18 protein-coding genes are annotated in these 15,778 nt (G+C 68.5%); 9 read left to right on the plus strand and 9 right to left on the minus strand.

Translation table 11 applies throughout. From position 1 onward, the window contains the following. Positions 1-26 precede the first annotated feature (26 nt). The gene (ku, locus tag ABT114_RS22890) at positions 27-1,088 is read left to right on the plus strand and encodes a non-homologous end joining protein Ku (protein WP_502988367.1); all 1,062 of its coding nucleotides are present in this window, start codon (positions 27-29) and stop codon (positions 1,086-1,088) included. Between the two features lie 61 nt (positions 1,089-1,149). Here the strand turns inward: ku and ABT114_RS22895 are convergent, their stop codons facing one another. Together ABT114_RS22895 and ABT114_RS22900 are read right to left on the minus strand one after the other, a co-directional pair. Then, positions 1,150-1,467, minus strand: a complete 318-nt coding sequence (locus ABT114_RS22895) for a hypothetical protein (RefSeq protein WP_351144679.1) — start codon at positions 1,465-1,467, stop codon at positions 1,150-1,152. Between the two features lie 45 nt (positions 1,468-1,512). Then, the gene (locus ABT114_RS22900; RefSeq protein WP_502988368.1) at positions 1,513-2,862 is read right to left on the minus strand and encodes an acyltransferase family protein; all 1,350 of its coding nucleotides are present in this window, start codon (positions 2,860-2,862) and stop codon (positions 1,513-1,515) included. Positions 2,863-3,080: 218 nt separating this feature from the next. Here ABT114_RS22900 and ABT114_RS22905 point away from each other — a divergent pair, with 218 nt between their 5' ends. Beyond that, positions 3,081-3,755, plus strand: a complete 675-nt coding sequence (locus ABT114_RS22905; RefSeq protein WP_351144681.1) for a hypothetical protein — start codon at positions 3,081-3,083, stop codon at positions 3,753-3,755. 88 nt (positions 3,756-3,843) lie between these two features. Here ABT114_RS22905 and ABT114_RS22910 read toward each other — a convergent pair whose 3' ends face one another. The 3 genes from ABT114_RS22910 to ABT114_RS22920 all read right to left on the minus strand — a co-directional run bounded on the left by ABT114_RS22910 (position 3,844) and on the right by ABT114_RS22920 (position 6,133). Further along, positions 3,844-4,695: an RNA polymerase sigma-70 factor gene (locus ABT114_RS22910; protein ID WP_351144682.1), complete on the minus strand. Its 852-nt coding sequence runs from the start codon at positions 4,693-4,695 to the stop codon at positions 3,844-3,846. Next, the gene (locus ABT114_RS22915; protein WP_351144683.1) at positions 4,692-5,270 is read right to left on the minus strand and encodes a carboxymuconolactone decarboxylase family protein; all 579 of its coding nucleotides are present in this window, start codon (positions 5,268-5,270) and stop codon (positions 4,692-4,694) included. Before ABT114_RS22915 ends, ABT114_RS22910 begins: the two co-directional genes overlap by 4 nt. 248 nt (positions 5,271-5,518) lie before the next feature. After that, positions 5,519-6,133 (minus strand): TetR/AcrR family transcriptional regulator, encoded by a 615-nt coding sequence (locus ABT114_RS22920; protein WP_351144684.1) that lies wholly within the window; start codon positions 6,131-6,133, stop codon positions 5,519-5,521. A gap of 106 nt (positions 6,134-6,239) precedes the next feature. Between ABT114_RS22920 and ABT114_RS22925 the strand changes: the two genes are divergently transcribed. The 3 genes from ABT114_RS22925 (at position 6,240) to ABT114_RS22935 (ending at position 8,127) form a co-directional block, all read left to right on the plus strand. Further along, a complete protein-coding gene (locus ABT114_RS22925) occupies positions 6,240-6,662 on the plus strand; it encodes an ester cyclase (protein WP_351144685.1) in 423 nt (140 codons plus the stop codon). A gap of 147 nt (positions 6,663-6,809) precedes the next feature. Continuing rightward, complete coding sequence (locus tag ABT114_RS22930) at positions 6,810-6,989, plus strand: hypothetical protein (RefSeq protein ID WP_351144686.1); 180 nt, start codon at positions 6,810-6,812, stop codon at positions 6,987-6,989. 22 nt (positions 6,990-7,011) lie between these two features. Next, positions 7,012-8,127, plus strand: a complete 1,116-nt coding sequence (locus tag ABT114_RS22935) for a zinc-dependent alcohol dehydrogenase family protein (protein WP_351144687.1) — start codon at positions 7,012-7,014, stop codon at positions 8,125-8,127. Between the two features lie 72 nt (positions 8,128-8,199). Here the strand turns inward: ABT114_RS22935 and ABT114_RS22940 are convergent, their stop codons facing one another. The 3 genes from ABT114_RS22940 to ABT114_RS22950 form a co-directional block, all read right to left on the minus strand. Beyond that, positions 8,200-8,436 carry a hypothetical protein gene (locus tag ABT114_RS22940; protein WP_351144688.1) on the minus strand — a complete coding sequence of 79 codons (237 nt, stop codon included), beginning with the start codon at positions 8,434-8,436 and terminating at the stop codon, positions 8,200-8,202. Between the two features lie 84 nt (positions 8,437-8,520). Beyond that, positions 8,521-9,294, minus strand: coding sequence for an MFS transporter (locus ABT114_RS22945; protein ID WP_351144689.1), 774 nt, complete (start codon positions 9,292-9,294; stop codon positions 8,521-8,523). Then, a complete protein-coding gene (locus ABT114_RS22950; protein ID WP_351144690.1) occupies positions 9,291-10,628 on the minus strand; it encodes an MFS transporter in 1,338 nt (445 codons plus the stop codon). The genes ABT114_RS22945 and ABT114_RS22950 overlap by 4 nt, the downstream gene beginning before the upstream one ends. 243 nt (positions 10,629-10,871) lie before the next feature. Between ABT114_RS22950 and ABT114_RS22955 the strand changes: the two genes are divergently transcribed. Further along, positions 10,872-11,513, plus strand: coding sequence for a TetR/AcrR family transcriptional regulator (locus ABT114_RS22955; protein ID WP_351144691.1), 642 nt, complete (start codon positions 10,872-10,874; stop codon positions 11,511-11,513). A gap of 37 nt (positions 11,514-11,550) precedes the next feature. Here the strand turns inward: ABT114_RS22955 and ABT114_RS22960 are convergent, their stop codons facing one another. Further along, positions 11,551-12,177, minus strand: a complete 627-nt coding sequence (locus tag ABT114_RS22960; RefSeq protein WP_351144692.1) for a TetR/AcrR family transcriptional regulator — start codon at positions 12,175-12,177, stop codon at positions 11,551-11,553. Positions 12,178-12,286: 109 nt separating this feature from the next. On the opposite strand from ABT114_RS22960, the gene ABT114_RS22965 reads away from it, so the two are divergent. From ABT114_RS22965 to ABT114_RS22975, 3 genes are all read left to right on the plus strand, one after another. After that, on the plus strand, positions 12,287-13,708 hold the full coding sequence (locus ABT114_RS22965; protein WP_351144693.1) for an MFS transporter: 1,422 nt from the start codon (positions 12,287-12,289) through the stop codon (positions 13,706-13,708). Positions 13,709-13,862: 154 nt separating this feature from the next. Continuing rightward, a complete protein-coding gene (locus ABT114_RS22970; RefSeq protein WP_351144694.1) occupies positions 13,863-14,738 on the plus strand; it encodes an NmrA family NAD(P)-binding protein in 876 nt (291 codons plus the stop codon). A gap of 15 nt (positions 14,739-14,753) precedes the next feature. Then, on the plus strand, positions 14,754-15,584 hold the full coding sequence (locus ABT114_RS22975; protein WP_351144695.1) for an oxidoreductase: 831 nt from the start codon (positions 14,754-14,756) through the stop codon (positions 15,582-15,584). Positions 15,585-15,778: the final 194 nt, after the last annotated feature.

Consider the following 15,778-nt stretch of genomic DNA (forward strand, 5'->3'; position numbering starts at 1 on the left):
TCGGAGTGATCGAAAGGGTGCGGCACGTGCGATCCATCTGGAACGGCGCCATCTCGTTCGGCCTGGTCAGCATCCCCATCAAGCTGGTGAACGCCACCGAGAGCCATTCGATCTCCTTCCGCCAGTTCCACACCGAGGACGGCGGCCGCATCCGCTACCGCAAGTTCTGCGAACTGGAGGAGCGCGAGGTCAGCTCGGCGGAGATCGGCAAGGGGTACGAGGACGCGGACGGCACGATCATCCCGATCACCGACGACGACCTGACCCGGCTGCCGATCCCGACGGCGCGGACGATCGAGATCGTGGCCTTCGTCCCGGCCGACCGGATCGACCCGCTCCACATGGACAGCGCGTACTACCTCGCCGCGAGTGGCGCCCCGGCCGCCAAGCCGTACACCCTGCTGCGCGAGGCGCTGAAGCGCAGCAACAAGGTCGCCATCGCCAAGTTCGCCCTCCGTGGCCGCGAGCGCCTGGGCATGCTGCGCGTCGTGGAGGACGCGATCGCCATGCACGGCCTGCTCTGGCCGGACGAGGTGCGCGCTCCCGAAGGCGTCGCCCCCGACACCAAGGTCACCGTCAACGACAAGGAACTCGACCTCGCCGACGCCCTCATGGACACCCTGGGCGAGGTCGACATGGAGGACCTCCACGACGAGTACCGCGAGGCCCTCGAACAGGTCATCGCCGCGAAGGCGGCCGGCGAGGCACCTCCGGAGACCCCGGAACCGGCGACCGGCGGCAAGGTCCTCGATCTGATGGCGGCCCTGGAGAAGAGCGTACGGGCGGCGCAGGAGTCGCGGGGCGGGGAGGCGGCGGAGACGGAGGAGGCGGAGGTCAGGCATCTTCCGGCCGCGCGCAAGTCGGCGCGGGCTCAGCCGAAGGAGACCGGGGGGAAGAAGTCGACCTCCACCGCGAAGAAGACGGCCGCCTCCGGCTCCAGCTCAGCGAGGAAGTCGACGGCGAAGTCGGCGCAGGGGGCGAAGAAGACGGCGGAGACGAAGAGCGCGACGAAGAAGACGGCTGCCAAGACGACGACGGCCAGGAAAACGGCTGCCAAGAAGACGGCGGCACGCAAGCACTCAGCGTGACTTCACCACGCGACGCCACGCGACGCCACGCGACGCCGCCGAATCGGCGCTGCGGAAACCGCTACTGAAGCTGCCGCAGGTTGCGCTCCCGCAGCCCCCACATCTCCTTGCCCCCGGCGCCCTCGAAGCGCACGGCACCCGCACGAACGAGCAGCTGCCGGAGTTCGTCCGCGGGGAACCCGCCTATCCGCCGTTCGATCAGTTCGAAGCTGCGCTGGACCCAGTTCGGATGCAGCAACAACTGGCGGATCGCCTCCTCAGCCATGAACTCGGTCTTCAGCTCCGCGCGCAGCCGCGCCGTCTGCAGCCTCAGTGCGGCGAACGAGCTGATGACGGACACCAGGAGGGCAACCGCCGCTGAAATGAGGGCACTTGTCATGAGGGCAGCGTAGGGCTGACCGGCATGCGCCCGACCGCCAAGACGTCAAGCGGCCTCTTCCGCGACGCTCCCGTATTCCTCTTCCTCGGACCGGGGCGCGGCCCGCACACCGGGGAGCATCACCAGCCCCGTGCCCAACGCGAGCCCCAGCGCGGGCAGTACGGGGAACCGCCCGTCATAAGCGAAGCCGTGCCCGGCGAAGTAGCCGAGTGCCCAGACGCTCGCGACGAGCCCGAGCCCGAGCCGCAGCAAGGAAGACCGCCGAAGAGGACCGGCTTCCTGGGGCCGGGTCCGCTCGTAAAGCACCACCAGCCCCCGCTCCAAGGGCCGCAACGCCCACACGACCCCGATCAGCACCACCCCGAGCACCAGCAGCCAGGGCACCCGCAGCCCCCACCACGCCACCGACCCGAACGCGGGCTGGGGCGCGATCCCGGTCAGATAGAAGGCGGCGGCGGCGACCAGCACCGGCAGCATGTGCCACAGATACAGCGTCATACTGGCGCCCCCCACGGGCCGCACCACCCCCCACACCCGCCCGCGCTCCAGCACGCGCCGCACCAGGGGCGCGGCAAGCAGACACAGCCCGACCTGCGCCACCGCCCACGCGAGCATGGCCGCCGACGGGGGATTGGTGTTGCTGGGCGTCTGCCCGGTCACGAGGATCAGACTGACGGGGAAGGGCCCGACCCGGACCAGCGCGACGAAGGCCACGATGCCGCTGACGGCCATGGCGGCAGGCACCACCCGACGCCCGCCCAACATCCCGTCCCGCCAACAGAATCCGAGCTGATACGCCACACCCCACACGAGCAGGTAGTCGAGCAGCCCGACAACCGGCACATGAAACCCGACCGCCAGCACGTCGGCGAGGAGAGCGACCGCACCCATGCCCACCGGGACGAGTACCCCCCACCGCCGGTGTGCCGCGTGGAGGGCCGGCGTCAGTGCGCTGAGCAACAGATACACCGGCAGAAACCAGAACTGCATGGCCATGGCCCACCCCACGAGCGCCAGGGTCCCCCGGTCCACCCCGACGGCCTCACAGACCCCGAGGGCGAACAGCACCAGTCCGCTGTAGACGGCGGCAGGCAGCAACAGCCGCAACGCCCGCTGCCGCACCCACCCCCCGACCGTTCCGCCGGCCGCCCGCGCCCGTCCCCAGGAGCCACTCGCGGCGTGGCCCCCGGCCAGAAAGAACAGCGGCATGATCTGAAACACCAACGTCAGCCACTGCGTCCAGGGAACGGTGGCGAGCAACTCCGGTGCACGGATCTCTCCACCTGGCCCGCGTACGAGGGCGGTGATCAGCCAATGGCCGCCCACGACAAGGAGAATCGCCCACGCACGCAGGAAGTCGACGTACCGATCTCTGCCACGGCTCATGTCTCGCATGCTGCCCCAGGCCGGAAAGCGGTTACGGCGGGAAGTCCGGGTCGCAACCAATCCGTGGCCGGTACGACACCACGACCGCGCGTCGCCCAACCTCGCAGGTACCTGGCAGGCACCCTGCAAGCCCATCCCGACCAGCACAAATGCATCACGACATCTCCACAACACCCACCGCCACGGGAGATGATTGACCCCTCAACAGCACTATCCCTGGGGGGACCATGAGTCACGACATCACGCCGCCACCGCCGCCCATGCCGGGCTACACGCCACCGTTCGGCTTCCCGCCGCCGCAACCCCCGAAGAAGCCCAGAACGGTCATCGCCGCCACCGCCGCTGCCGTGGTCGCGGCAGCCGTGGCCGCCGCCCTCACCGCCACCGTCACCGGCGACAGCGAGGCCGAGGCGGCCCCCACGGTCACCGTCACCGAAACCGTGCCCGCCGAGGGGACGGACACCGCTGCGGACACGGACTCCGACCCGACGGACGAGGAATCCAGCGGCGACTCCGACGCGTACGCCCTCGACGACACCGTCACCTACGACAACGACGTCGAAGTCAGCATGTCCAAGTTCTCGCGCGCCGTATCGAGCGACTACGCGTCCCCCGAGAACACGCCGTACGCCAAGTTCACCATCAAGATCGTGAACAACTCCGACAAGACGATCGACGCCAGCGGGATGACCGTCAACTGCGCCTACGGCGATGAGGGCAGGGAAGGTGAGTCCATCTTCGACGACGGCCTCGACGGCCTCCCCGACACCCGTATCCTCGCCGGCCGCTCCCTCTCCGTCCCCTGGGGATGCGAACTGCCCAAGGCCGAAACCTTCCTTCAGGTGGAAGCGGCGCCGGACTTCGACTCGGAGACAGCGATCTTCACGGGGAACGTGAAGTAGCGAAAGCGACGAGGCTCCCCGGCCGGGCTACCCGACCAGGCCTCCCCGGCCGAGAGGACCGGCCGGGGACCTCGCATTCTCAGCGGGCCTACCTGGCGAGTTCGGCCGGTTCGTCGAGCCGCGTCAGTTTCCGCGGGTTTGCCATGGCGTGGATCCGGGTGACTTTCCCGTTGTCCACCACGAGGCTCACCGCGGCCAGTCGGCCGTCGAGCTCGATCCGGCCCGCAGGCGCGCCGTTGAGCCACACGGCCGACACCACCCGGTCCGGGCGAGCGAGCAACTTCGCCACGAGCTCGGCCCCGTGGACCGGAGCCGGAGCGGCGGCCGCAAGTCCGCCGCCATCGGCGATGAGAACCACGTCCGGTGCCATGACGTCCAACAGCTCCTGCAACTGGCCGGTGCGCAGCGCGGCCAGGAACCGCTCCACCACGGCCTGCTGCTCCGACCGGCTCACCGGCACCCGCGGCCGCCGGGCCGCCACGTGCTCGCGTGCCCGCCGCGCGATCTGCCGCACCGTGGCCGCGGACTTCCCGACGGCCTCGGCGATCTCGCCGTACGGCATCTCGAAAACCTCGCGCAGCACGAACACCGCGCGCTCCGTCGGCCCGAGCGTTTCGAGGACGGTCAGCATCGCGATCGAGACGCTGTCTGCGAGTTCGACATCCTCGGCGACATCAGGGCTGGTCAGCAGCGGCTCCGGCAGCCACTCGCCGACGTACTCCTCGCGACGGCGCGACAACGTGCGCAGACGGTTGAGCGCTTGCCGCGTGACGACCCGGATGAGGTACGCCCGCGGGTCCCGCACCTGCGCACGGTCGACGTCCGCCCACCGCAGCCAGGACTCCTGCAGCACGTCCTCCGCGTCGGCCGCCGAGCCGAGCATCTCGTAGGCGACCGTGAACAGCAGGCCGCGATGGGCGACGAACGGATCACCGGTCATGCCGTCGACGCCACGCCGGACTTCGCGGGACGCGCGGCCAGTGGAATCTCGCAGGCAGCGGAGTAGCCCTGCGACGTGATCCCGTGCGCCGTGTTGCACCTGCTCGCCATGTTGGCGAAGCCGATGAACACGGTGAGTTCGACCAGCGCCGCGGGGCCGAGCCGGTCGAGCAGCCCCTTCGACAGCTCGTCGGTGACGGTCGGCGGCGTGTTCGTCATGGCCTCGGCGTACTCGAGCACATCCCGCTCCAGCGGCGTGAACACCTCCGACTGCCGCCAACGCGGCACCTGGCTCGCCTTGGCCAGGTCCAGGTTCTGGTTCAGCGCGAGGAAGTAGTTGACGTCGAGGCACCAACTGCAGCCGACCTGTGCCGCGACAGCCATGTGCGCGAACGTCTTGAGGCTCGCGTCGGCCGCATCCCACGTGCCCACCTTGGCCGCGAACTCCTGGCTGGCCTCGGCGAGCCTGGGGTTGTTCCACAGCACCTCGTCGGGCTCGGGCACGGCTCCGAGCTGCTTGATCAAGCTTTCGCGGAGCTCGGCGGCGAGCTCGGCCTTCGGAACGCGTAACGTCATGGTCTTCTCCTCGTACGTGTGCCTGTACCTGCGGCTGTTCGGCTGTTCGGCATGAAGACACCGCCGGACCCGAGCATGTGACAACGGGGCTGAGGAGTAATCCGAGCCCCCGTCACCTTCATCACACAGACGTATGAGTCGGTGATGAAACAGAGTTCTGGAGACGCTTGGATGTCAGGGGATCGTCACCGCGGTCCAGAGCGCGTGTTTCGAGTACGCAGCGGAAGCCGGCGTCGTGCTTGCCGCCTTCAGCGGATGCTGTCGTCCGGTGTCGAGGGAGTGTCCGTGCCCTGTCTGACCAGGACGACGAGTCGCTCTGCTTGAGCGGCGTCGGTGGTGGTCAGGGCGATCCCGTTGGCCAGGGCGAGTAGTTCCGATGCGTTGAGGTCGGCACGGACGGTACCGGCGCTTTGCGCCCGGGTCAGCAGTGCGGACGCGGCTGTGTGCATCGAGTGGTGCCAGCGGTCGAACAGCGCCGATCGCTGACCGGTGCGGTCATCAGCGATTGACAGCGCCAGTTCCCGCTTGGCTGCCACATGTGCGATGAAATCCTGAAGCCAGTCGAAGAGGGCGTCGCTGGGAGGATTCTCGGCCAGTAGGGACTGGCTTCGGGCGCAGAGCTCGGCCACTTCCTCGGAGTAGACGGCGATGATCAGTTCGCGACGCGTCGGGAAGTGCCGATACATCGTGGCGTTGCCGACGCCGGCCCGGCGGGCGATGTCGTCAAGCGGGGCGTCGACGCCGTGGTCGTGGAAGACGTCCCTGGCCGCAGCCACGAGCAGGTCGTAGTTGCGCTGAGCGTCCGCGCGAAGACGACGCTGGGGCTCCGAACTCGGCGCAGGTCCGGCGCTCTGCGATGGCATGACCCTCCTTGTTAATCGGGGACTTCCCCGGTTACGGTAGCCGAACACAGTAAACGGGGAGCTCCCCAGTTGCTGCCTCGCGTATCCCTAGCAGAGGAGATTCCGCATGCCGCAGGGAGCAGAAGACACCGCGCACCCAGGACCGGGAGAGATTCACCGGCGCATCGTCGAGAGCTACGCGGAAATCCTGGAAGGCCGGCTCGAGGACGCCCTGAAACTGATCGATCCTGAGGTCGTCGACCACCGGGGAGGCACCCAAGGCGATCACCGGGGACGCGAAGCCTGGCGACAGAAATGGGAGCGGATGAGCGCGGGCAGCGCGTTCCACGACGTCTCGGTGACGATCGAGCAGAACGTCGTCTCCGGCGACACCTCCGTCAACCGGTACACCAGCCGGGGCACCCACACGGACTCCGGCCGACGCTACGAGGTCCTCAGCATGGACATGGTCCGCGTCCGCAACGGCCGAATCGTCGAGCACTGGGCCCTGCGCGACGCTGACGCGATGCGCGACCAGTTGGGCCTGTGAAAGAACCTCCTGCCTCTGGCGTCCAACTGGCGACCGCCGCGTCCAACGAGAGCCTCGTCCGCTGGCAGGAGGCGTTCGACAACCTCATTCATCGGAGTCATTTGTGACCGGTCGCTGGAGATGGTTCCCCGGTAGAACGGCTGGATAATGGCTGACAGGGCGACACTGACGTCTCTGGGCAGCGGCGACACGGTGCGGCGGCGCACGGGCTACTACCCGCCTTGGCTGGACAACCTTGCCGACGTGACGATGAAGGGCTCGGTTCTGGCCGGGATCGTGCGCGGGCGGTACGCCCGGTACTTCGCTGCCTCCGTTGGCCGATGCTGAGCACGGCTGAAGGAGAGATCTCATGCCCATGCCACAATCCATGAGAGCGCTCGTAGCCGAAAAGGTCGGCGAGCCGAGCGATGTCCTGCGGCTGGAATCCCGGCCTGTTCCCACGCCGGAAGCCAGTCAGGCGCTGATCCGTGTGAAGGCGACTCCGATTCACGCCAGCGATCTGCATGTGCTGCGTGGCCGCTACGGTTTCTCCCCCGAATTTCCCACTGTTGGGGGCCACATGGAATGCGTGGGCCGTATTGAGGCCCTGGGCCCGGATACCGAGGGGCTGAAGATCGGCGAGCGCGTGGTGGTCGCTGCTGTCCCTGCGGTACCAGGGCCGCGTGTGGCCGGCACTTGGCAGGAATACCTTGTTGCCGATACGCATAGGCTTCTGCCGGTCCCCGATCGTCTGAGCCACTCCAGTGCCTGTCAACTCGCTGTCAACCCGTTGACCGCGCTGCTCCTGGTGACTCACGAACTTGACGTACAGCCGGGTGAATGGTTGTTGCAGACGGCCGCGGGCTCCACCGTCGGCCGACTCGTCATTCAGCTGGCCAGGCATCTGGGTATTCGCACGATCAATGTGGTGCGGCGGCGCGATGCCGTTGAGGAGATCAAGGCGCTCGGTGGCGACGAGGTCATCTGCACTGAAGACGAGGATCTGGTGCAGCGTGTGGCTGAGATTGCAGGACCGGCCGGCGTGCGCAAGGCCGTCGACTGTGTCGCGGGCCACGTGGGTGCCCAGGTGTCCCAGGCGTTGGCTCCGGGAGGAGAGGTCGTGGTCTACGGCGCGCTCTCCACCCATCGGCAGACTGACCCGGCAGCGCTGACGATCCCGCTGCAAGCACGCTCGGTCATCTACGAGACCAAAGCGGTCCGTGGCTTCTGGCTGAACCGCTGGTTCGGCACTGCTTCACCTGCGGATGCGCTGCGCGCGCTGTCCGAGGTTCGCAGTCTCGTCGCCGATGAAGTGCTGAGCATCCCGCAAGGCCGGCCGTTTTCGCTCGAACGCTTCACTGAAGCCATTTCGCTCGCCGAAGCACCCGCACATGGCGGCAAACCACTCTTCGTCTTCGGCGGGGCAGCCGGGCGATCAGGGCCTCCGTGGCGGTCGGCGTCTGTTCGGGTTTGCCGAGCTGGGTGACCACGTTGTCCTGGGTGCCGAGCACCGCGATGCCCAACAGGACGGCGGCCACCGCTGTCAGAGCCATGGAGGCTACACGCCCATCACCTCGGCGGTGCCGATACCGAAGGCCGGGACGGAGATGCCGGCCACGGCGTAGACCCGGCAGATCCGGTGCAGCAGCCGGACCGATCCCTTGGCCGACTGCTGCTCGGGTCCGTCGGCCAGTGCTTGGCGCGCACAACGCGGGAACAAGCTCGCCGCAATGGTGACCGGTCCGATGAGCAGGATCGCCGCCAGCACGTGGATGCTGAGCAGGAATTTGGCCATGCCGGTGTCTCCCTTTCGCGCGCACGCTGACGCGGGGCGTCAGGCGCACGGTTTCAGTCTGGCTTGAAGTGGCCCGACGGTTGATCACGGTGTCGCCCGGGGGTCCGGCCGTCCGTTTGACCGGTGCTCGGTTCGCGGGCGGTGCCGGTGTTGATGGTGGTGCTCAGCGATCAACACCGGCTGTTCGGGGGACGTTGTTCGGCCGGAAGTCCTGTGGCCTGGCCGCCTCACACCGTCCCACGTGGGGTGTCCGGACTCGGCCACGAAGACCGGGGCCAGGAGGAGAGCCATGCCGGCGATGACGATGTTGGCGATGTAGACGGCGTGCCAGGAGAAGTGTTCGAGCAGGGCTCCGGCGAGGATCGGGCCGATGGCCAGGCCCACTCCGGAGCACGCGGCCCAGATCCCGATCGCGGCGGTGCGCTCGTGCGGGTCGGTGAAAGTGGCACTGACGATCGCCAGGCTCGTCGGCAACACGGCTGAGCCGCCGAGGCCCGCGATCGCCTGTGCGGTGATGAGCATGCCGGCGCTGTCGGCGAAAACGGCGACCACGCTGCCGGCCAGGAAGACGGCGGCACCCAGGCTGAACACGCGTCGACGCCCCACGAGGTCGCCGAAGGTCCCGGCGGACATCACGAAGCTCACGACAGCGAGGCTGTACGCGCTGGTGATCCATACCAGCGTGCTCGCAGTGACGTGCAGGTCGCTTTGTATGTCGCCCAGGGCCGAGATGGTGGAGGTGACGTCGACGAAGGCCATCATGACGCCGAGACAGACCACCAGAAGGCCGAGCCAGCGGGCCCGCCCGCTGCCGGGGGCCGCGGCGCGCGAAGCCTGGGCCGGAACGGACGCCGTCATCGGACTGCCACCGCCCTTTTCTGCGATACGCCCAGCGACACCACAGCCGCGGCAGCCATGAGGGCCATCGTGACCAACCATGCGTGCCGATAGGTCTCCAGAGAGGCTCCACCGGAGGCGGTGCCGAGCATGGCGACCAGGATGCTGATGCCGACGACCGAGCCGATCTGAGTCGCCATGGTCACGATGGCGCTGCCGGTAGCGGCCTGCTCGGGGCGCAGACCGACCGTCGCGGAAGAGACGACGGTCGGGAGCGCCAAGCCGGCGCCGAACCCGAAGAGCAGCCAGCACGGGAGGATTCCGGAAGCGTAGTTCGGGTCGTTGTGCAGGAGAACGACGAAGAGCAGGATGCCGACAGAGGCGATCGCACTGCCGACCGCCGCGATGACACCGGCCGGGATCCGGAACCGGCGCTGGAGGGTTTCACTGGCAGTAGCAGCCAGCGCGAAGCCGATCGGGCCGGGAAGACTGGCGCATCCGGTTTTGATGGCGGAGTAGTGCCAGTGGTTCTGCAGCCAGAGGATCGTCGACAGCAGGAGGCCGGCGAACGAGGCCAGTTGCAGCATGCCGGCGAGGTTCGCCGAGGCGAAGATCCGGTCACGGAACAGGGAAAGGTCGACTACGGGCACCTGGTGCCGTGACGAGCGGAACAGAAACGCCGTCAACCCGACCACTGCCACCACCAGAGACGTGATGACCCGGGTGTCCGACCAGCCCCAGTCGGGCGCCTTCACCACGCCGAGAGCCAGGGCGCCGACCATGACGATCAGCAGGACGCCGCCGAGCAGGTCGGGAAGGCGGTCGTCCTGTTCGTGCTTGACGTTGGCCACGAGCCGGGCGGCCAGCGCGATGGCGAGCAGCCCGACGGGGATGTTCACCAGGAACAGCCACCGCCAGGAGACCTGGACCAGCAGCCCGCCGAAAATCGGTCCGCACACCCCGGACAGCGAGCCCGCGGTGAACCAGACCTTGACATACCGCTCCACCTTGTCGGCGGGTGCGCTCGTCAGGACCAGGCCGAGGCTGGCGGGGGTCAACAGGGCGGCGCCCACCGCCTGAAGGGCACGGAAGACGACCAGCACCCATACGTTGCCGGACAGAGCCGCCCCGAGGCTCGCCGCTACGAAGACGGCCATGCCGAGAAGGAAGCCGCTCTTGCGTCCGAAGCGGTCGGCGAGCCGCCCTGCGGGGACGAGAAGGGCGGCGAAGACGATCGCGTAGCCATTGAGCACCCAGCTCAGGTCCGACAAAGAGGTCGAACCCAAGCCCTGCCCGATGTTCGGCAGACCGACGTTGGTGATCCATACGTCGAGTTGGCCGAGGAAACTCGCCATGGCCAGCACGGCGAGGATGAGAGCCGGCCGTGCGTTCGACGCGCCCCCGCCTCCCCTCTGCGCTTTCAGCGCTTTTACAGGGGCCATCTGATCTTGCGAAGACATGCGTGTTCTATCCGTTCCGTGGGCTTCGAGGGGTGCCGTGAGTGACTGGCGGCAGAGTTCTGGACCGCCTTGTCAAAAACACTACGAAGTTCTGGAACGACATGTCAAGAATGCTCGCGTGACCTGTAAACTGGCCCCATGGGACGCCCACCAGGTTTCGACAGGACCAAGGTCATGCAGGCCGTCGAGCGACAGTTCCGCCGTACCGGATACGCCGGCACGAGCGTTGACGACATCGCCAAGGCGGGCGGGCTGGGCCGCGGCAGTCTCTACGCCGCCTTCGGCGACAAGAGCAAGCTGTACCTGCAGACGCTGTCGGCCTACTGCGAGCGCAACGAGACCGAGTGGGCGGCCGTACTCGAAGGCCCCGACGACACCGCGCTGGAACGGCTGCGGGCATATCTCGTGAAGTCGGCGCGGTTCGTCCATGACGACCCCGATCGGCTCGGCTGCATGGTGACCGGCTTCGTCGTCGAGGGAGTCGACCATGATCCGCAGGCCGACGAACGTGTCCGACAGGCCCTCAGGAGGATCGAGGGCTCACTGATTGGGTGCGTTCAGGCTGCACAGCGCCATGGCGACCTCGACCCCGAGGCGGACGCCCCCGAAATCAGCCAACTGCTCATGGCGAGCAACCGGGGCATGGAAGTACTGGCCAGGGCCGGGTTCGACACGGTCGCGCTGGAGCGCGTTGCCGATCAAGCATTCGAAGGGCTCCCGCTCACGGCACGGGCTCGCTCCCGGCAGGTGCCCCGCCCGGCCGTCTCCGACGCCTCCTGAGTGCTGCTTGCTTGAGGGTCCGTACTCCGCGGTACCGTCAGCGTTCTGTGGCGAACGACTCGATGTAGGCCAGGGCCCCGTACAGCGCGTCACGCAGGGGTGTGGACTCGCCGGCCGCCTGGTCCAGCAGTGCTCCGCCCTGGAACGCGGCGGCGAGCAGGTGGGCCAGTGCGGCCGGGTCGGCCTCCGGTCGCAGTTCGCCCCGCTCGCGCATCTTGCTCAGGCCGCGCTTGAACAGCTCCTGCCACCGCTCGAAGCCGTCGGCCACCGCGTCCCGGTGGGAGGGCTCGGTCTTGACGACCTCGGCGGCCAGGGAGCCGAACGTGCACCCGCCGCGCAGCATGTCCTGCGAGGCGATGTAGGAGTCGGCCCACCGGCGCAGGGCGGCGAAGCTGTCCAGCTCGCCCAGCTCGGGTGCCTGGTGGCGGGCGACGATGCTGTCGGCCTGCCAGGCGAGCACCGCGCGCACCAGGGACTCCTTGGTGGGGAAGTGGCGCGTCAGTTGTGAGCCGCTGACTCCGGCGGCCGCGCGAATCTGCTCGTTGTTGGTGTTCTGTGCGCCGTGTTCGTAGATCAGCTCGGCGGCCGCCCTGACGATGCGTTCGCGTGTGGCCAGGCCCTTGGCGGTCAGCTTCTGAGCCGGCGCTTCGCTGGTGGTGGTCATGGTGTCCATCGTACCGCAAAAAGGGGCTTGACAACCCATTCTGTGGGGTGTCTCCTGGAGGCAAGTCAAAAAGGGCTGCCAAGCCCATTCCTCTGGGGAGGCGGACAGGATGTCCACACAGGGTGCACCGCAGGCGGTCGCGACGACGCCGCACACCGGCCCGGCTCCGGCCGTCACCGAGGCGGGTCACCCGCGCCGCTGGAGCATCATGGCGGTGCTGGGTGCCGTCGCCTTCATGGCGCAGCTCGACTTCTTCGTCGTCAACGTCGCCCTCGACGGGATCGGGCAGTCGTTCCCGGGCACGGGCGTCGCGAGCGTGTCGTGGGTTCTGTCGGCCTACGCGATCGTCTTCGCCGCCGTGCTGGTGCCCGCGGGCCGGATCGCGGACCACTGGGGACGCAGGAAAATGCTGCTGTCCGGAGTGGCGCTCTTCACCCTCACCTCCGCCGCCGCGGCCGCCGCACCGAGTCTCGGCGTGCTGGTCGGTGCCCGGGCTCTCCAGGCCGTCGGCGCGGCGATGATCGTGCCGACCTCGCTCGGCCTGCTCTACCCGAGCTTCCCCAAGCGCCGGCACACCCTGGTGGTCGGCCTGTGGGCGGGCGTGGGCGCGATCGCGGCCTCGGCGGGCCCGCCCGTCGGCGGTCTGCTCGTCACCCTCGACTGGCGGTGGATCTTCCTGATCAACGTTCCCGTCGGCATCGCCACCCTCGTCGCCGGCGCGCTGCTGCTGCCCGAGGTGCGCTGGCCCAAGGGCGCCGCACTGCCGGACGCGGCTTCCGCCCTCGCACTGTTGCTGGCCGTGAGCCTGCTGGTGCTCGCCACCGTTCAGGGGCAAGAGTGGGGCTGGGCGGACATCCGCACCGTGGCCCTGTTCGCCGCCGCTGCCCTGGCCGGGGCCGCGACCGTCGAGCGGACCCTGCGCGCCAAGGCGCCGGTGATCGAGAAGCAGCTGTTCGCCGGCAGGCCGTTCACCGCCGCCACTGTGGCCCTGTTCCTGTTCTCCGTCGGCTTCGCCATCGTCCTGCTCAGCACCGCCCTGTTCATGCAGGAGGTCTGGCACTTCAGCCCGCTGCGCGCAGGCGTCTCCATCGCCCCGGCCCCCCTGGCCTCGATCGCCTTCGCCATGAACGCCGGACCCATCCAGGCCCGCTTCGGACGCACCGCCCCCGCCGTGACCGGCACGCTGGCCATGGCACTCGCCGCCGGCTACTGGCTCGAGGCCGTGCACACCACCCCCGACTACTGGGGCGGCATGTTCCCGGGCCTGATCCTGGTCGGCCTGGCCGGCGGTCTGGCCCAGGCGCCGCTGTTCGCCGCCGCCGGCACCCTCGCACCCGAACGCGCCACCACCGGCAGCGCCGTGCTCAACATGAGCCGGCAGATCGGCAGCGCCGTGGGCGTGGCCCTGCTCGTCGCCCTCACCCCCCAGGCCACGACCACCGGGTTCGACCATGCCTGGTCCGTCCAGGCCGGCGCCGGAATCGCTGCGGCCACCGCGCTGCTCGCCCTCCGGCCCCGCCACACACCCTGACCACAGGGCCGCGGCCACTCAGGTCGGGCCCGCAACCACAGCCTCCTTCCGGACGGGCATCGCACCGCCTCTCACCCCTCTCGTGCGACACCCGCTCGAAGGACTGACGCTGGAATTCCCGCCAGCTCCCTCTCAAGAAACGGAGATCACCCTCATGGAACGCAACCTCCTCGTGATCGGGGCCACCGGCAAGACCGGCGGCCACACCACCGAACTCCTGCTCCAGCGCGGTCACCGCGTCCGCGCACTCGTCCGCGGCCTCGACGGGCGCGCCGAGCGGCTCGCCGCCCTCGGAGCGGACGTCGTGGAAGGCGACGTCCTCGACCTGGACTCCCTGGCCCAGGCGACCAAGGGGATCGACGCCCTGTACTTCACCTATCCGATCAGCCCCGGCCTGATGGACGCCACCGCGAACGTGGCCCAGGCGGCGGAGGAGAACGGGGTCCAGGCGATCGTGAACATGTCGCAGGTCTCCGCCCGCCGTAACACCGCAAGCAACGCGGCACGCCAGCACTGGGTCGCCGAACGCGTCCTGGACCACGCCCCGGTCCCGGTCACCCACATCCGGCCGACCTTCTTCGCCCAGTGGCTGATCGACACCTGGGCCGACGGAACCGGCGAACTGCGCCTGCCGTTCGCCGACGGACGCCACGCCCCCATCGCGGAAAGCGACCAGGCGAAGGTGATCGCGGCCATCCTGGAAAACCCCGCCCCGCACGCCGGCCAGATCTACCCGCTGTACGGAGCCGAGGAACTCAACCACTACGAGATCGCCGAGAAGATGTCACGGGCGCTGGACCGTGAAGTCACCTACGTCCCCATCGAACTCGACGAATTCGCCGCCATCCTGCACGGGCGCGGCGCGCCTGACCACCTGATCCAGCACCTGCTCGCCGTGGCCGTCGACTACCGCAACGGAGTCTTCGCCGGCACCAACGACCTCGTGAAGACGATCGGCGGCAGCGACCCCCTCGACGTCGAGGGCTTCATCGCCCAAAACCGCGCGGCCTTCGACCTGCCCACTGCCTGAACACTGGAGAAGACAATGAGCGTTTGGTTCATCACTGGATCATCCCGGGGCTTCGGCCTGGAAATCACCCGTGCCGCCCTCGCCGCCGGCCACCAGGTGGTCGCGACCGCGAGGAAGGCCGAAACCGTCCGCGAGCAGCTTCCCGACGCCGGCGACGCGCTGCTCACCGTGGCGCTGGACGTGACCGACCCGCAGAGCATCGAAGCGGCCGCCGACGCGGCGGTCGAACGGTTCGGCCGGATCGACGTCCTGGTCAACAACGCCGGCACCGGCCTGCTCGCCGCCGTCGAAGAGTCCGACGACGCCGCGGTCCGCGCGGTGTACGAGACCAACGTGTTCGGCCCGCTCGCCGTCCAACGTGCCGTACTGCCGGTACTGCGCCGCCAGCGCTCCGGCCACGTGATCAACATCAGCTCCATCGTGGGCTTCGCCACCGCGCCGGGCTGGGGCATCTACGCCTCCACGAAGTTCGCCGTCGAAGGCTTCACCGAGACCCTCCACACCGAACTGGCCCCCCTCGGCATCCACGTCACGCTCGTGGAACCGGGTTTCTTCCGCACCGACTTCCTCGACCCCGCCAGCCTGCACACCGGCCCCGAGACCATCGACGACTACGCGCCCACCGCCGGCGCGATGCGTGCAGCCGCCGCGAGCCTGAACCACGCCCAGCCCGGCGACCCGGTCAAGGCCGCGCGCGCCATAGTCGAGATGGCCGCCGCCCCCGAGCCGCCCCTGCGCCTCCCGCTCGGAGCCGACACCCTGCAAGCCTTCGACGCCAAACTGGACACCTTCCGCAAGGAGATGGACGCCTGGCGGCACGTCGCCCTCGCCACCGATCACGACTAGGACAACATCCCTGAATCCGCCTTCTTCGCTTCAGACCCCTGGAATTGTCCGGGGGTCTTCGCCATTGCCGGGGCTGACCAGGGTGGATGCCTTAAGGATCTTTCCATGAATGCTGCACGGATTCTGCGCGACTCCTACAGATGCGCTTTGTGGGCACTACAGTCATCTGTGTGCGGCTTGTCACATAGTGCTGA

Origin of the sequence: Streptomyces sp. NPDC002088 (assembly GCF_040296605.1) — a bacterium.
GTDB lineage: Bacteria > Actinomycetota > Actinomycetes > Streptomycetales > Streptomycetaceae > Streptomyces.

Coding starts and splice junctions, on each gene's coding strand:
- ABT114_RS22895 (WP_351144679.1), bottom strand. CDS start 1,467: ATGACAAGTGCCCTCATTTCAGCGGCGGTTGCCCTCCTGGTGTCCGTC.
- ABT114_RS22900 (WP_502988368.1), bottom strand. CDS start 2,862: ATGCGAGACATGAGCCGTGGCAGAGATCGGTACGTCGACTTCCTGCGT.
- ABT114_RS22905 (WP_351144681.1), top strand. CDS start 3,081: ATGAGTCACGACATCACGCCGCCACCGCCGCCCATGCCGGGCTACACG.
- ABT114_RS22910 (WP_351144682.1), bottom strand. CDS start 4,695: ATGACCGGTGATCCGTTCGTCGCCCATCGCGGCCTGCTGTTCACGGTC.
- ABT114_RS22915 (WP_351144683.1), bottom strand. CDS start 5,270: ATGACGTTACGCGTTCCGAAGGCCGAGCTCGCCGCCGAGCTCCGCGAA.
- ABT114_RS22920 (WP_351144684.1), bottom strand. CDS start 6,133: ATGCCATCGCAGAGCGCCGGACCTGCGCCGAGTTCGGAGCCCCAGCGT.
- ABT114_RS22925 (WP_351144685.1), top strand. CDS start 6,240: ATGCCGCAGGGAGCAGAAGACACCGCGCACCCAGGACCGGGAGAGATT.
- ABT114_RS22930 (WP_351144686.1), top strand. CDS start 6,810: ATGGCTGACAGGGCGACACTGACGTCTCTGGGCAGCGGCGACACGGTG.
- ABT114_RS22935 (WP_351144687.1), top strand. CDS start 7,012: ATGCCCATGCCACAATCCATGAGAGCGCTCGTAGCCGAAAAGGTCGGC.
- ABT114_RS22940 (WP_351144688.1), bottom strand. CDS start 8,436: ATGGCCAAATTCCTGCTCAGCATCCACGTGCTGGCGGCGATCCTGCTC.
- ABT114_RS22945 (WP_351144689.1), bottom strand. CDS start 9,294: ATGACGGCGTCCGTTCCGGCCCAGGCTTCGCGCGCCGCGGCCCCCGGC.
- ABT114_RS22950 (WP_351144690.1), bottom strand. CDS start 10,628: ATGGCGAGTTTCCTCGGCCAACTCGACGTATGGATCACCAACGTCGGT.
- ABT114_RS22955 (WP_351144691.1), top strand. CDS start 10,872: ATGGGACGCCCACCAGGTTTCGACAGGACCAAGGTCATGCAGGCCGTC.
- ABT114_RS22960 (WP_351144692.1), bottom strand. CDS start 12,177: ATGACCACCACCAGCGAAGCGCCGGCTCAGAAGCTGACCGCCAAGGGC.
- ABT114_RS22965 (WP_351144693.1), top strand. CDS start 12,287: ATGTCCACACAGGGTGCACCGCAGGCGGTCGCGACGACGCCGCACACC.
- ABT114_RS22970 (WP_351144694.1), top strand. CDS start 13,863: ATGGAACGCAACCTCCTCGTGATCGGGGCCACCGGCAAGACCGGCGGC.
- ABT114_RS22975 (WP_351144695.1), top strand. CDS start 14,754: ATGAGCGTTTGGTTCATCACTGGATCATCCCGGGGCTTCGGCCTGGAA.